This is a genomic window from Streptomyces parvus, from assembly GCF_014648875.1.
GTDB lineage: Bacteria > Actinomycetota > Actinomycetes > Streptomycetales > Streptomycetaceae > Streptomyces > Streptomyces parvus.
Genome location: NZ_BMRY01000002.1, coordinates 75289 through 89863, shown reverse-complemented (window position 1 = coordinate 89863; position 14575 = coordinate 75289). Strand labels below are relative to the sequence as shown.

At 72.6% G+C, this 14575-nt stretch carries 11 protein-coding genes and 2 tRNA genes; 2 read left to right on the top strand and 11 right to left on the bottom strand.

Annotated elements, in window-relative coordinates:
• Positions 1-110 precede the first annotated feature (110 nt).
• The 5 genes from IE140_RS06540 to leuS form a co-directional block, all read right to left on the bottom strand.
• A complete protein-coding gene (locus IE140_RS06540) occupies positions 111-2726 on the bottom strand; it encodes a ComEC/Rec2 family competence protein (protein ID WP_229826716.1) in 2616 nt (871 codons plus the stop codon).
• Positions 2723-3421, bottom strand: coding sequence for a ComEA family DNA-binding protein (locus tag IE140_RS36580; protein WP_150197694.1), 699 nt, complete (start codon positions 3419-3421; stop codon positions 2723-2725). Before IE140_RS36580 ends, IE140_RS06540 begins: the two co-directional genes overlap by 4 nt.
• A 610-nt stretch (positions 3422-4031) precedes the next feature.
• Positions 4032-4877 carry a DegV family protein gene (locus IE140_RS06530; protein ID WP_150197693.1) on the bottom strand — a complete coding sequence of 282 codons (846 nt, stop codon included), beginning with the start codon at positions 4875-4877 and terminating at the stop codon, positions 4032-4034.
• A 111-nt stretch (positions 4878-4988) separates the two neighbouring features.
• Positions 4989-5777 carry a hypothetical protein gene (locus tag IE140_RS06525; protein ID WP_150197692.1) on the bottom strand — a complete coding sequence of 263 codons (789 nt, stop codon included), beginning with the start codon at positions 5775-5777 and terminating at the stop codon, positions 4989-4991.
• 136 nt (positions 5778-5913) lie between these two features.
• On the bottom strand, positions 5914-8781 hold the full coding sequence (gene leuS / locus IE140_RS06520; protein WP_150197691.1) for a leucine--tRNA ligase: 2868 nt from the start codon (positions 8779-8781) through the stop codon (positions 5914-5916).
• 531 nt (positions 8782-9312) lie between these two features.
• Here leuS and IE140_RS06515 point away from each other — a divergent pair.
• Together IE140_RS06515 and IE140_RS06510 are read left to right on the top strand one after the other, a co-directional pair.
• Positions 9313-10830 carry a ferric reductase-like transmembrane domain-containing protein gene (locus tag IE140_RS06515; RefSeq protein WP_189460184.1) on the top strand — a complete coding sequence of 506 codons (1518 nt, stop codon included), beginning with the start codon at positions 9313-9315 and terminating at the stop codon, positions 10828-10830.
• A complete protein-coding gene (locus IE140_RS06510) occupies positions 10827-12404 on the top strand; it encodes an NADH-quinone oxidoreductase subunit NuoF family protein (RefSeq protein WP_150198354.1) in 1578 nt (525 codons plus the stop codon). Before IE140_RS06515 ends, IE140_RS06510 begins: the two co-directional genes overlap by 4 nt.
• Positions 12405-12478: 74 nt before the next feature.
• Here IE140_RS06510 and IE140_RS06505 read toward each other — a convergent pair.
• From IE140_RS06505 to rsfS, 6 genes are all read right to left on the bottom strand, one after another.
• A tRNA-Ala gene (locus tag IE140_RS06505) sits at positions 12479-12551 on the bottom strand.
• A 147-nt stretch (positions 12552-12698) separates the two neighbouring features.
• Positions 12699-12932, bottom strand: coding sequence for a hypothetical protein (locus IE140_RS06500; protein WP_003969224.1), 234 nt, complete (start codon positions 12930-12932; stop codon positions 12699-12701).
• Positions 12933-12935: 3 nt separating this feature from the next.
• Entirely contained in the window at positions 12936-13124 is a 189-nt protein-coding gene (locus tag IE140_RS35875; protein WP_078566424.1) for a hypothetical protein, read from the bottom strand.
• Positions 13125-13266: 142 nt separating this feature from the next.
• Positions 13267-13339 (bottom strand) — tRNA-Ala (locus IE140_RS06495).
• 149 nt (positions 13340-13488) lie between these two features.
• On the bottom strand, positions 13489-14142 hold the full coding sequence (locus tag IE140_RS06490) for a histidine phosphatase family protein (RefSeq protein WP_006124371.1): 654 nt from the start codon (positions 14140-14142) through the stop codon (positions 13489-13491).
• Positions 14139-14570 (bottom strand): ribosome silencing factor, encoded by a 432-nt coding sequence (rsfS, locus tag IE140_RS06485; protein WP_006124372.1) that lies wholly within the window; start codon positions 14568-14570, stop codon positions 14139-14141. Before rsfS ends, IE140_RS06490 begins: the two co-directional genes overlap by 4 nt.
• Positions 14571-14575 lie beyond the last annotated feature (5 nt).

The window sequence follows — 14575 nt, the reverse complement described above, 5'->3', positions numbered from 1 at the left end:
GGCCTCGGAGCGGAAGGCACGACGGGCCCGGGCGGGCAGGAGCAGGGCGGGCAGGGCGGGCAGGGCGGGCAGGGAGAACGACAGGGCGCGCGGGACCGGCTCCCGCGACGTCACGACCGGCCCACCGCCCGCAGTTCCTTCCCCGCGCCCGCCACCGCGATCGGGCCGTCGGTGTCGGTGCGCAGGACCCGCGCCCCCGCCGCCCCGAGAGCGGCCACCGTGCGGGGCGACGGATGACCGTACGGGTTGTCCGCGCCGCAGGAGATCAAAGCCAGCCTCGGCCGTACGCTGTGGAGCAGCCCGGCGTCCTGGAAAGCCGAACCGTGGTGGGCCACCTTGAGGACGTCCACCGGGCCCGGAGCCTCCCGCCCGCGCAGCAGCTCCCGCTGGGCCGGGGGTTCGAGGTCACCGAGGAGCAGCAGCGTCAGCCCCCCGGCCGCCCGTACCCGCAGGGTGACGCTGGAGTCGTTCGGCTCCCGCACCGCCGCCTCCCCCGCTCCCCCGGGCCCGGGGCGGGGCCAGAGGACCCGCCACTCGACCGGGCCCGACCGGCGCCGCTCACCGGCCACGGCCCGCACCGTCGGGACCCGTGCCGCGGCCGCCGTCCGCCGTACGAACGCGGCCTGCCCGGGCGGCTCTTCGAGGCTCGTCGTCTGGATCGCGCCCACTGACCTGCCCCGGAGCACTCCCGGCAGCCCGCGCACATGGTCGGCGTGGAAATGGGTGAGGACCAGGAGCGGGACCCGGGTCACCGCCAGCTCGCGCAGGCACCGGTCAACCGCGCGGGGATCGGGTCCGGCGTCGACGACCACCCCCGTGCCCTCCCCCGCCGCGAGGACCATCGCATCGCCCTGCCCCACGTCGCAGAGCGCGAACGACCAGTCGGGCGGCGGCCACCCGGTCACCATCCGGGTCAGCGGAACCGGCCGGAGCACCGCCAGCACCAGAAGCAGTCCGGCAGCGGCGCAGATCCAGGGGTGACGGGCCAGCCTCGGGGCCAGAAGCACGGCCAGGACCGTGAGGCCGGCCAGCAGCGCGGCGCCGGACCACCCTCCGGGCCACTGGGCCTCGGCACCGGGAAGGCCCGCCCCCGTCCGGGCGACCGTGGCGATCCACCCGACCGGCCAGCTCGCGATCCCGGCCAGCAGCTCGGCCACCGGCGGGGCGACCGGGGCGACGGCGAGGGCCGCGAACCCGAGGACCGTCGCCGGTGCCACCGCGAACTCCGCCAGCAGATTGCACGGGACCGCCACCAGGCTGACCCGCGAGGCGAGAACCACCACCACGGGCGCGCACACGGCCTGCGCGGCCGCCGCCGCGGCCAGAACCTCGGCGAGCCTGCCCGGCACCCGCCGTGCCCGCAGTGCGGCGCTCCACCGCGGCGCGAGCGTCAGCAGCGCTCCGGTGGCCAGGACCGACAGCAGGAATCCGTAGCTCCGGGCGAGCCAGGGGTCGAGGAGCACCAGGAGAACGACAGCGGCCGCCAGGGCGGGGATCAGTGATCTCCGGCGGCCCGTCCCGATCGCGAGGAGGGTGATCAGCCCGCAGGCCGCCGCACGGAGCACGCTCGGTTCCGGGCGGCACACCACGATGAACCCGAGGGTCAGCACACCGCCGATCACCGCGGTCCCCCGCAGGGAGAGCCCCAACAGGGGTGCCAGGCCTCGCCGTTCCGCGCTCGACGCCGATCCCGGCGGCCCGATGAGGAGAAAGAGAAGAATGGACAGGTTTGCTCCGGAGACGCTGAGCAAGTGCGTCAGGTCGGTCGCCTTGAAGGCGTCGTGGAGTTCGGGCGGGACCCTGGAGGTGTCGCCGACCACCAGCCCCGGCAACAACGCACGCGCATCCGCGTCCAGACCGTCCGTCGCCTCCCGCAGCCCGGCCCGCAGGCCTCCCGCCGCGCGCTGGATCCCCGTCGGGGGCCCGGTGATCCGTGGCTCCTCCGTACCGTCCACCCGCAGGGTCGCGGCGAGGCGTTCACCGTCGTGTGCGGGAGGCGAGAGCCGGCCGTCGAGCCGCAGCCGGGTGGAAGGCAGCAGCTTCTGCCAGTCCGCCCGCCGGTCGCCCGCCGCGACCATGAGCAGGACCGGGGTACGGACCCGGGTGCTCGGCCCGTCCGGCGTCCGCACCTCCATGACCTCGGCGTTGATCAGGAGAAGGACCGGGGCACTGTGGTTGCCGCGTACCGCCGGGCGGGTCGGCCGGGGATCCGAGGTCACCCGTACCTCGGCGTCGACCCGTGCGTACTCCCGGGCCAGCCCGGGCACGGGCCCGCGCCGCACATCGGCCCCATGCAGTCCGGCCACGGCCGCGCCCGCCGCCGCGCAGAGCAGCACGGCTCCCCCGGCGACGAGCACCCGCGACCGCCCGGCAGCCCTTCCGCCGTGAATCCGCCCGCCGTCACTCCCGGCCCGAGGCCCTCCGCCGTCACTCCCGGCCCGAGGCCCTCCGTCGGCCCTCCCCCGCCGAGTGGCGCGCGCGGCTGCCGCCAGCAGAACGAGCGCCAGGGCCGAGCAGGTGACGGCCATGACGGCCGCCCACCACCCCGAAAGGCCCAGCGTCGCCGCCGCTGCCGCCCAGACCGCCAGGGCCGGCGGAACGAGCCGCAGATCCGTGGGCCCTTCCCGCCGCGAACCCTCCCCCGTCGCGCCCGCGTTTCCGGTGCTGCCCCTGCCCACATCCGGGGAGTCGGGCCGGGGGTCGATCCGGGCTTCTCGGCTGCTCATGGCCGTACGAGCGGCCGGAGGTCGGCGAAGCGGCGGTCGCCGATGCCGTTGACCTGCCGGAGTTCGTCGACGGATCGGAACCCGTTGTTCTCCGTGCGGTAGTCGATCATGTGCTGGGCCAGCACGGGCCCGACCCCCGGAAGGGTTTCGAGCTGCTCCGCTGTCGCCGAGTTCAGGCTCAGCGGCACCGCGGGCCCTGCCCCACCCGGCGCACCGGCCGGACCGGACCTGATCCCGCCGCCCCCGGTCACTCCGGTCGCCCCGGCGACCGGCAGACCGGGCGGAAGGCCCACGGCGACCTGCTCACCGTCCACCAGGACCCGCGCCCGGTTGAGGCCGGTGACATCCGTGCCGGCGCGCACACCGCCCGCCGCTTCGAGCGCGTCCTCCACCCGTGAACCCGCCGGAAGCCTGCGGACGCCCGGCCGGTGCACCTTGCCGCTCACATCGACGACGATCTGACCGCTCCCGTTGCCGCCGCCCGCGCTCGGCGGCTGCCCGGCGGCCGGACGGGGAACCGGGCCGGGGGCGCCGGACCGTAACGGATCCGGTGGCAGCGCGGGCGCCGCCGCTTCGTCCGCGACCGGTTCCGGCGCACGCACGGGCTGGGGACGTACGGACCAGAAGTGCACGGTGGCGACGGCCACGGCGGCGAGCAGCACCAGGCCGAGCACCATCGGTGTACGCGGCGCCATCCCGCACCGGAGCCGCACCCACAACGGCAACCGCTCCCGGACGGCCGACACGAGACGACGCGCCCTCGACGGGTCGCCGGGCGCCTCCCCCACCGTTTCGGTCCGGGGCTCGGGCACGGATGGTGTCGATGCGGGCGCAGGCGGCTCGGCCGGCGCGGGGACCACTGCGGGCGCGACATCGGCCCCGAGCCCGGAGTCGCCCGCCATCAGCGCATCCGCCCGGCGACGCGCGGCCGCCGACACGAGGGCGGACCGCCCCCGGGCTGACCGCCGCCCGCCGGGACGGGCCCCGGGACGCACACCCGCCCGCCCGCTCGGGCGAGTACCGGATCCGTACCGCGCCCGAGCGGGCGTGGACGAGGAATCGGAGGAGTCGAAAGAAGAGGAGGAGTCTGAAGAAGGGTCGGACGAGGACGCAGAGGTGAACGGAGCGTCGGGAGCCGACGCCCGAGAAGATCGAAGGGCCATGCCTCACGACGTTAGGCACATCCGCCGAAACCCGCTGAGCAGCGCCGATTCCTGTGGACAGCCCGGCAGTTGTGGACAACTCGGCCACTCCACGGAGTGAATCTCCCCGACGTGATCAGCGCACGCGGATCAGCGCACGCGATCACCGCAAGGAGATCACCGCACCGAGCAGCCCCGGCCCCGTGTGCGCCCCGATCACCGCGCCGACCTCGCTGACGTGGAGATCGACGAGGCCGGGGACACGTTCGCGCAGTCGCTCGGCCAGGCGATCCGCGCGTTCCTGGGCGGCGAGGTGGTGGACGGCGATGTCCACCGGAGCCGCACCCGCCCGCTCGGCGACGATCTCCTCCAGGCGGGCGATGGCCTTGGACGCCGTCCGCACCTTCTCCAGCATCTCGATCCGCCCCCCGTCGAGCTCCAGGATCGGCTTCACCGCCAGCGCGGATCCCAGCAGGGCCTGGGCCGTGCCGATGCGGCCGCCCCGGCGGAGATAGTCGAGCGTGTCGACATAGAAATACGCCGAGGTACCTGCGGCCCGCTTCTGCGCCGCCGACACCGCCTCGTCCAGGCCGCCGCCCGCCTCGGCGGCCTCCGCCGCCGCGAGGGCGCAGAACCCCAGGGCCATGGCGACCATGCCGGTGTCCACCACACGTACGGGAACGGGGGCGTCCTTCGCCGCGAGCTGCGCGGCGTCGTACGTGCCCGAGAACTCCGACGACAGATGCAGCGACACCACCGCGTCAGCCCCGTCCTCGGCCGCCGCCCGGTAGGCCGCGGCGAAGACCTCGGGGCTGGGGCGGGACGTCGTCACGGAGTGGCGTTTCTGCAGAGCCAGGGCGAGCGAGCGGGCGGAGATCTCCGTGCCCTCCTCCAGCGCCCGGTCGCCCAGGACGACGGTCAGCGGCACCGCGGTGATGCCGTGCCGTTCCATCGTCGGGCGCGGCAGGTAGGCCGTGGAATCGGTGACGATAGCGACATGGCGGGACATGAGCCGGAGGTTACCTGGCGTCGTGGGAGTGCGGCAGCCCGGCCCCGGCCCTCTGATCATTCCTGGCCGCTTCGGAACACATCCGTTCGGGCCTGAACCGACCCGCGTGCGTCAGTTCGTCGTTTCCGGCCGGGTGGACTTCTGCCAGGGGTAGGTCGTGCGGAGCCGCGGGTCCGGTGCGGTGATCGCCTGCGGGCTCTCCTCGCGGGCCGGCCCGGACCACGCATCGTCGGCCGTGCTGCTGCCTGCCGAGGGGTCCGCAGGGGCCTCCGGCTCCGGCCAGTCCGTCCCGGGGCCGCGGCCCGGTGCCGCGGTGGAGGCGCCCGCGCCGGACGTCTGCGCCGACGACGGCTCGTCCCCGGACCAGTGCCGCAGCGCACCGGCCTCGATGTCGATCTGTGCGTTCAGCGCGTCCAGGTCGTCGTCGGCGAACTGCCGCGCCCGGTCCCGCGCCGCCCAGCGCAGCGACTCCGCGGAGTGCGTGATCCGCTGCGTGCGTTCCCGGAGCTTGGGCAGCAGGCCCGCGACCGTCGCCCGGTCCGGCTCGCGCTCCAGCCTCTTCAGCTCGCCGTCCAGCTCCAGACCATGGGCGCTCAGCCGCCGGAACAGGTCCACCGACTCCGCCAGCGAGGCGTCCTCGGCGACACCGGCGTGCAGGGCGTCCTGCGTGGCCCGCATCGAGGTGCGCAGGGAGAGCCGGAGCTCGGCGAGCTCGCCCGCGACACCCACCTGCCCGAAGCTCTTGGCCCGGAGCGTGGTGTCCTCCACCGTGCGACGGGCCTGGGTGATCGTGCGGTCCACGCCCCGCTTGGCCGCGCCGACGGCCTTCACGGTCGCGTAGACACCCAGCGCGACGAACGCGACCAGGAGCAACGCCAGGATCGTGAGCGCGGCTTCCATGAATGCCCCTCGGTGTCTCGATGCGGCCGCCGGTACCGGTCGCCCCCTCCACCGTAAACGGAACGGGCAGGCCGAGGGTTCCTTCGGAACCCCCAACCTGCCCGTAGGGGATGGCCCTAACCACGTACGAGAGGGGTCACGCGGGGACGATGTTCACCAGCTTCGGCGCCCGCACGATCACCTTGCGGATGCCGGCTTCGCCCAGCGCGGCGACGACCGCGTCGTCGGCCAGGGCCAGCGCCTCCAGCTCCTCGTCCGTGATGGAGGGCGAGATCTCCAGGCGGGCCCGGACCTTGCCCTTGATCTGGACGACGCAGGTGACGGTCTCGTCGACCACGTACGCCGGGTCGGCCACCGGGAAGTCCTGGTGGACGACGGAGTCGGTGTGGCCCAGCCGGCGCCACAGCTCCTCCGCGATGTGCGGTGCCAGCGGGGCGATCAGCAGGACCAGCCGCTCGGCGACCGAGCGCGACAGCGGGCCGCCGGCCTTCGTCAGGTGGTTGTTCAGCTCGGTGACCTTGGCGATGGCGGTGTTGAACCGCATCCCCGCCATGTCCTGGCCGACTCCGTCGATCGCCTTGTGGAGGGCGCGCAGGGTGTCCTCGCCGGGCTCCGTGTCGACGACGGTGACCTCACCGGTCTCCTCGTCGACGACGTTGCGCCACAGCCGCTGCAGCAGGCGGTACTGGCCGACCACGGCACGCGTGTCCCAGGGGCGCGACACGTCCAGGGGGCCCATCGCCATCTCGTACAGGCGCAGGGTGTCCGCGCCGTACTCCGCGCAGATCTCGTCCGGCGTGACCGCGTTCTTCAGGGACTTGCCCATCTTGCCCAGGACGCGGCTGACCTTCTCGCCCGCGTAGTAGAACGCGCCGTCGCGCTCCTCCACCTCGGCTGCGGGGACGGCGATGCCCCGGCTGTCGCGGTAGACGAAGGCCTGGATCATGCCCTGGTTGTACAGCTTGTGGAACGGCTCCGCGGAGGAGATGTGGCCCAGGTCGTGCAGCACCTTGGACCAGAAACGCGCGTACAGCAGGTGCAGCACGGCGTGCTCGGCGCCGCCGACGTACAGGTCGACGCCGCCGGTGGGCTGACCCTCGCGCGGGCCCATCCAGTACTGCTCGATCGACGGGTCGACCAGCTGCCGGTCGTTGTTCGGGTCCAGGTAGCGCAGCTCGTACCAGCAGGAACCGGCCCAGTTGGGCATGGTGTTGGTCTCGCGGCGGTATTTCCTGGGGCCGTCGCCCAGGTCCAGCGTGACGTTGACCCAGTCGGCGTTGCGCGACAGCGGGGTCTCGGGCTGGGCGGACGCGTCCTCCGGGTCGAAGGTACGCGGGGAGTAGTCCTCGACCTCGGGCAGCTCCAGCGGCAGCATCGACTCGGGCAGCGGGTGGGCGATGCCGTCCTCGTCGTACACGATCGGGAAGGGCTCGCCCCAGTACCGCTGCCGGCTGAACAGCCAGTCGCGCAGACGGAAGTTGACGGTGCCCTCGCCGACGCCGTGCTCCTGCAGCCACTCGGTGATCTTCGCCTTGGCCTCGACGACGCCCAGGCCGTCCAGCGAGATCTCGTCGTTCGCGGAGTTGACCAGCTTCGCGTCGTACGAGCCGAAGGCGTCGTCCCACGTGGCGGGGTCGGTGCCGCGGTCGTCGGAGGGCTGGACGACACAGCGCATCGGCAGCTCGAAGGCGCGCGCGAAGGCGAAGTCGCGCGCGTCGTGCGCCGGTACGGCCATGATCGCGCCGGTGCCGTAGCCCATCAGGACGTAGTCGGCGATGAAGACGGGGACCTTCTCGCCGCTGACGGGGTTGGTGGCGTACGCACCGGTGAAGACACCGGTCTTGTCCTTGGCCTCGGCCTGCCGCTCGACGTCGGACTTGGCGGCGGCCTGCTTGCGGTACGCGGTGACGGCCTCGGCCGGGCTCGTGTGGCCGCCGGTCCACACCGGGTGGGTGCCCTCGGGCCAGGCGGCCGGAATGATCCGCTCGACCATGTCGTGCTCGGGCGCCAGCACCATGTACGTCGCGCCGAACAGGGTGTCCTGGCGGGTGGTGAAGACGGTGATGCCGCCCGCGGTGTCCACCGGGAACTCGACCCGGGCGCCCTCGGAGCGGCCGATCCAGTTGCGCTGCTGCAGCTTGATGGCCTCGGGCCAGTCCAGCCCGTCCAGGTCGTTCAGCAGCCGGTCGGCGTAGGCGGTGATGCGCATGTTCCACTGGCGCAGCTTGGCCTTGAAGACGGGGAAGTTGCCGCGCTCGGAACGGCCGTCGGCGGTGACCTCCTCGTTGGCCAGCACGGTGCCCAGGCCGGGCGACCAGTTCACCGGGGCGTCGGAGGCGTACGCCAGTCGGTACTGGCTCAGCAGGTCGGCGCGCTCGGTGGCGCTCAGCGCGCTCCACTCACGGCCGTCGGGGGTCGCGCGGGTGCCGCTCTCGAACTGCTCGACCAGCTCGGCGATCGGGCGGGCCCGGTCGGCCTCGGTGTCGTACCAGGAGTTGAAGATCTGCAGGAAGATCCACTGCGTCCACTTGTAGTACTCGGCGTCGATCGTCGCGAAGGAGCGGCGGTTGTCGTGGCCCAGTCCCAGCCGGCGCAGCTGGACCTTCATGTTCTCCATGTTGGCCTCGGTGGAGACCCGGGGGTGGGTGCCCGTCTGCACCGCGTACTGCTCGGCGGGCAGGCCGAACGCGTCGAAGCCCAGGGTGTGCAGCACGTTGTGGCCGGTCATCCGCTGGTGGCGGGCGTAGACGTCGGTGGCGATGTAGCCCAGCGGGTGTCCGACGTGCAGACCCGCGCCCGAGGGGTACGGGAACATGTCCATGATGAACTTCTTCGGCTTGGCGGCCAGCTCCGGGTCGCCCGCCAGGTCACCGGTGGGGTTCGGCGCCTCGTACGTCCCCTCGGCGTCCCAGAAGTCCTGCCAGCGTGCCTCGATGTCGGCGGCCATCGCCGCCGTGTAGCGGTGCGGCGCGGCCGTCTCGGCAGCGGAATTCGTCTCGCTCATGATCCTCAAAGCTCCATCGATCGTCATCTGCCGGGAAACGAAAAATCCCCTCGCACAGGAGGGGACGCCGCGCTGACTCCGACCAGGCGTTCTCACCGGTCGGGACTCTTCAGCGCGGCTCGCTAAGCAGAAGGCGTACGGCACGCATGGCGTCAGGGTACCGCACGGACCCGGAAGGGAGCGGGGAGTAACCGGAGGGCGGACATCACCAGCACGAGCCCGGACCCCCAGCACCCACACATCACTCTCCGTAGCCGGAACGTGGGGTTCCCGTGGCTGTCGCGCGTACATCCCGCGCGCTTCCCGTGAGGTTTTCGCGAAGCACTGGGACGACCTCGGGGGCAGGAAGAACGCCCGGGAAGCAGGGTTACTCCGCGTACCGACCTCTATCGGGGCAACCGAGCAAACCTCGTACTGGTTGGTACGGGGCGTCCTAGCATGCGGCAACGGGACCGCTTTGCCGAACTATTCGGAGTCGCCCCCATGAACCCTCATCGCAAGATCCGCGTATCCACCGGCATGAGCCCCGCAATGAGCCGGCCGGTACAGGGCGGCCTGACTGTCGCCGCGTTGGTCTTCGTCCCTCTGTTCGCCGTCGCGGGAAGCGACGAGCTGCGCGCCACCCTCGATTTCACCACAGGCGTCCTGTCGCTGGTGTCCCTCAGCGCGGCCGTCGCCTGGGGCCTGCTGGCCACGGACCGGCTGTTCCTCTCCACCCGTCAGCGGATCGTCTGCCAGGGCATCCACCGGGCCACCGCCATAGCCGCGCTCGGCTTTCTGCTGCTGCACGGCACCGTGAAGGTCGCCCTCGGTCATGTGGCTCTGATCGGCGCCCTCATACCCTTCAGCCTCGGCGTGACCGGCGCGGCGGGGCTGATCGGCTTCGGCTCGCTGGCCGGGCTGCTGATGGTCGTCACGGCCGCGACCGGCGCTCTGCGCAGCGCCTTCGCCCAGCCCTCCCCCAAGGCCGCCCGGCTCGGGCAGTCGCTGGGGTCGCCCCGGGACACGGGCGGGATCGCGGGCCGGTGGCGCGTCCTGCACGCGCTGGCGTATCCGGCGTGGTGCGCCGCGCTGATCCACGGCCTGTACGCGGGGCGCGCGCCTGCCACCTGGGTGGTCGTGATGTACGGGCTCTGCCTCGCCGGAGTCGCCGGGGCGCTGTGCCTGCGGCTGCTGCCGCGCCCGACGAAGCGGCGGATCGCCGACCGGGTCGCCGAACTGCTGGGCCAGGGGCCCCCGGCCGCCCCCGACCCGGTCCTGCGGGAGTCCTCCTCGTCTCCCGGCGAGCCCTGGTCCGATCCTGCCGCCTGGAGCGAGACGGGCCGGGATGTACGGGGCACGCCGGTGCGCCCGCGCACGCTCTCGGCGCCGATACCCCCGGTCGCGCCCCCTCCCACGGCGGTCCCCGGCGCGCTGCACGAAGCGCCGACAGAAACGCTGTACGGCGGCCTGTCGCCGCTGGACGCGCCTCCGCCGTACGAGCCCCCGCTGTACGAACCTCCGCCCCGCAGCGCCGACCGCCTCGCCTTCGGCCCGCCGGAGGAGCTGCCCGACCCGGGGCGGCGGAAGAGGGGGCCTGGACCCGGAACGGGCATAACAGCCGGGTACCGCGCGGTCTCGCTCGGCGGCGGCATGCCGGGCGCGCCGGCCCCACCGGAGCCGCGCTGGCCCTCGCCGTCCCCTGCCCCGCCCGGACAGGCGCACCACGGTCCGCCCCCGCAGGACCCACCGGCGTACACCGCGCAGGAGCACTCCTACGCGACGTCCCCCTACGAAACACCGGAGCACGGCACGCCGAGGTACGGGACCACGGAACCCGCCGAGCCGAAACACGCCGCTCCGGAATCCGGCACGCCCGGAACCAGCGCGTCCGGGCCCGGGACGCCGACGTACGAGACCTCGGCGTACTCCGGCGCACCGAGCACGTACGACACCACCGCCCCCGCTCCCTCCCCCTTCGCCGCGCCCCGGGCCGAACCGGAGCCCGGGCCGTTCACCGCGCCCCCGGCCGGCGAACCCTGGCACGCACCCGCAGGAGACCGACAGTGAACGTCCCCCTCCCCGATGTGCCCGAGGTCCGCGTCGTCGGACTGCCGCAACTGACCACCGGATTCGACCTGGTGGAGCGGCTCGACCTCGCCATGCACCTCAAGGTGCACGGGCCGCTGGAGCCGATGACCGGTGAGCGGCTGGCCGAACTGGCCGAAACGATCTCCCTGCGCGGAAGAGGAGGCGCCGGTTTCCCGTTCGGCAAAAAGCTGCGAGCGGTGGCGAAGGCGTCCATCCGGCGCGGGGTGCGGCCCGTCGTGGTGATCAACGGCAGTGAGGGCGAACCCGCCTGCCGCAAGGACACCGTCCTGCTCAACCGTGCCCCGCACCTGATCCTGGACGGTGCGCTGCTGGCCGCGGAGGCGCTCGGCGCGCGCACTCTGGTCGTCGCGGTCACCCGCAACTCCACGGAGATCTCCGTACGGGCCGCCCTCGCCGAACGCGGCCTCTCCGACCGGCGCGGCCAGCAGTTGCGCGCCCGCGTGGTCCGCACCCCGGAGCGCATGGTCTCGGGCGAGGCGTCCTCGGTGATCCGGGCGGCGAACGGCGGGCCCGCCCTGCCGCCGGGCCGGCGCGAGCGGGCGGCGGAGACCGGGGTGGGCGGCGCGCCGACGCTGCTGTCGAACGCGGAGACGTACGCCCAGCTCGCCGTCGCCGCCCGGATCGGCCCCCGCCGCTACGGGCACACCGGGCTGCCGAACGAACCGGGCACCGTCCTGCTCACCGTCTCGGGCGCCGTGGCGAGGCCCATGGTCGTCGAGGTGCCGACCGGGGTGCCTCTGCGGTACGTCCTGGAGATGGCCGGGGCCCCGCCGCTCCCCCAGGGAGTGCTGACCGGCGGCTATCACGGCAACTGGATCGACGCGGTCTCCTCGCACAACGCCGTGGTCTCCCGCGAGTCCCTGGCCACCGTGGGGGGCGCGCTCGGTGCGGGGGCCATCCTGCCGATCGGCCCGGACACCTGCCCGCTCGGCGAATCCCTCCGGATAGCCAACTGGCTGGCGGCCGAGACCGCCGGACAGTGCGGCCCGTGCAAGCTGGGGCTCCCCGCCGCCGCGGGCGGGCTCTCCGATGTACTGAACGGCGGCGGGCCCGCCGCTCTGGAGGCCCTGCGCCAGGTCACCCAGGCCGTGAAGGGCCGCGGGGCGTGCAAACACCCGGACGGTTCCGCCCGGTTCCTGCTCTCGACCCTGTCGGCGTTCACGGACGACCTCGCCGCACACGTCCTGGACGGCGGCTGCGGCCGCGAAACGGTCGGGGTGCTGCCGTTGCCCGCACCCGGTTACCAGGATCTGGAGGAGTCGATTCCGAGCGGCGAGAAGCTCGCGGTCGACTGGACCCTCTGCCAGGGCCACGGTCTGTGCGCGGACCTCGTCCCCGAGCTCATCCGGCTGGGCGCGGACGGCTATCCGGCACTGGCGGACGCCGCTGTTCCGGTGCATCTGCGCGGGCGTGCCCAGCGGGCCGTACGGCGCTGCCCCGCCCTGGCGCTCCGTATCGAGCAGCCGCCGGCCGAACAGCGTCCCGCCCTGCCGGCCGCCAATCGGCGCGCACTGGGCAGTGGGCGCGGCTGACCGGGCACGCCGATCCGGACACAGAGAAGCGGGCCACCCGATCCGGGTGGCCCGCTTCTCTACTGTCGATCCTGTGGAGCTAAGGAGAATTGAACTCCTGACCTCCTGCATGCCATGCAGGCGCTCTACCAACTGAGCTATAGCCCCTTGCTGCTTGCCGCCCGGTTTCCCCTGGCGACATCGAGAACATTACACGGTCCCCCCGGTGCTTCACCAAATCGTTTCCGGTCTGCACCGATATGCCCGAATTATCCAAGGCGTTCGCCCCTCAGCCGCAGGTCAGACGGCCACAGGTCAGGCGGTCGCGAAGGAGTAGAAACGCTTGAGGGTGCAGTGCTCCTCCAGGAGCCGCCCGTAGATCGGCTCCCCCTCCAGCTCCCGATAGGTCTCGATGGGGTCGCCTTTTATGATCAGCGCCCGTGCGCATTCCTCGCACCAGTACTGATATTCCGCGTTGACCGGGTCCATGTCCCTGACGATGGGCGTACCGCTGCCGCACCAGTCGCATTTACGCCTGTGTGCACCCATCAGTCAGCTCCAGCTGTGGCCGCAGGCCGTGCACACGTAGGAGACCCCTCCGTTGTCACCCAGAACCTGGGCCACATGGGACGAACCGCAGGACGGACAGCCGAGACGGGATCGATCTTCGGACGGTACGGAACCGGGGAGCGGGGCGGCGACAAGAGGCTGATCGGGGACGTGTTCGCGACTCGCAGGCATCGCGCTCCCTCCCGATCGGTACGTCGCCCCCTCCGGCGTTCCGATTCTGCCATGGCCCCGCAAGAGGGGCAGCCCGCTCGGCGCCCTCAGTGCCCCTCCATGCAGAAGATCCCGCCCCCTGATGGGGACGGGATCCTGATTGTGGAGCTAAGGAGAATTGAACTCCTGACCTCCTGCATGCCATGCAGGCGCTCTACCAACTGAGCTATAGCCCCGCTGTTCGCTGTGTTTCCCTGCGTTTCCGCGCTGCGAACAAGATGAACTTTAGCCTGCGACCGGCCGGAAAGTGAAATCCGGCCCGGGCCGCCCGAGGACGGCCCGCGAACGGCCTCCCGACGACGGCCGGACGGCCGCCCGGAAGGCGCTAGTCGTCGTCGCCGAGCACCGGCTCCGGGAGCGTGCCGGCGTTGTGCTCCAGCAGGCGCCAGCCGCGCGCGCCCTCCCCGAGGACGGACCAGCAGCAGTTGGAAAGACCGCCGAGCCCTTCCCAGTGGTGTGCCTCCAGGCCCAGCAGCCGGCCGATCGTCGTCCTGATCGTGCCGCCGTGGCTGACCACGACGAGCGTGCCGTCCTCCGGAAGCTTCTCGGCGTGCTCCAGAACGACCGGTGCCGCGCGGTCGGCGACCTCGGTCTCCAGCTCGCCACCGCCCCGGCGCACCGGCTCTCCGCGCTTCCACGCGGCGTACTGCTCGCCGTAGCGCTCGACGATCTCCTGGTGGGTCAGCCCCTGCCACTCGCCCGCGTACGTCTCACGGAGTGCGGCGTCGTGGGCGACGGTCAGGCCGCTGACCGCGGAGAGCTCGGCGGCCGTGGCCGCCGCCCGCCGGAGGTCGGAGGCCACGATGGCGTCCGGCTTCAGCGAGGCGAGCAGCCGGGCGGCGCGGCGGGCCTGGCCGATACCGGCCTCGGTCAGCTCGATGTCCGTGGAACCCTGGAAGCGGCGCTCCAGGTTCCATGCCGTCTGGCCGTGCCGCCAGAGGACGATCCTGCGGCCCTTGCCGCTCTTGCTGCCGTTCAGCTCTGGTCACCTTCCGTGCCGCCGTTGAGCTGTGCGTGCTCCTCGGCCTTGCCACGGGTCTTGACCGCGTCCTCGGGGAGGGCGATCTCCGGGCAGTCCTTCCACAGGCGCTCCAGCGCGTAGAACACGCGCTCCTCGCTGTGCTGGACGTGGATGACGATGTCGACGTAGTCGAGGAGGATCCAGCGGGCGTCGCGGTCGCCCTCGCGGCGCACCGGCTTGGCGCCGAGCTCCTTCTGGAGCCGCTCCTCGATCTCGTCGACGATCGACTTGACCTGGCGGTCGTTGGGGGCCGAGGCCAGCAGGAAGGCGTCGGTGATCGACAGCACATCGCTGACGTCGTAGGCGATGATGTCGTGCGCGAGCCGGTCGGCGGCCGCCTGGGCGGCGGCGTTGATGAGCTCGATGGAGCGGTCCGTGGCGGTCACATGCA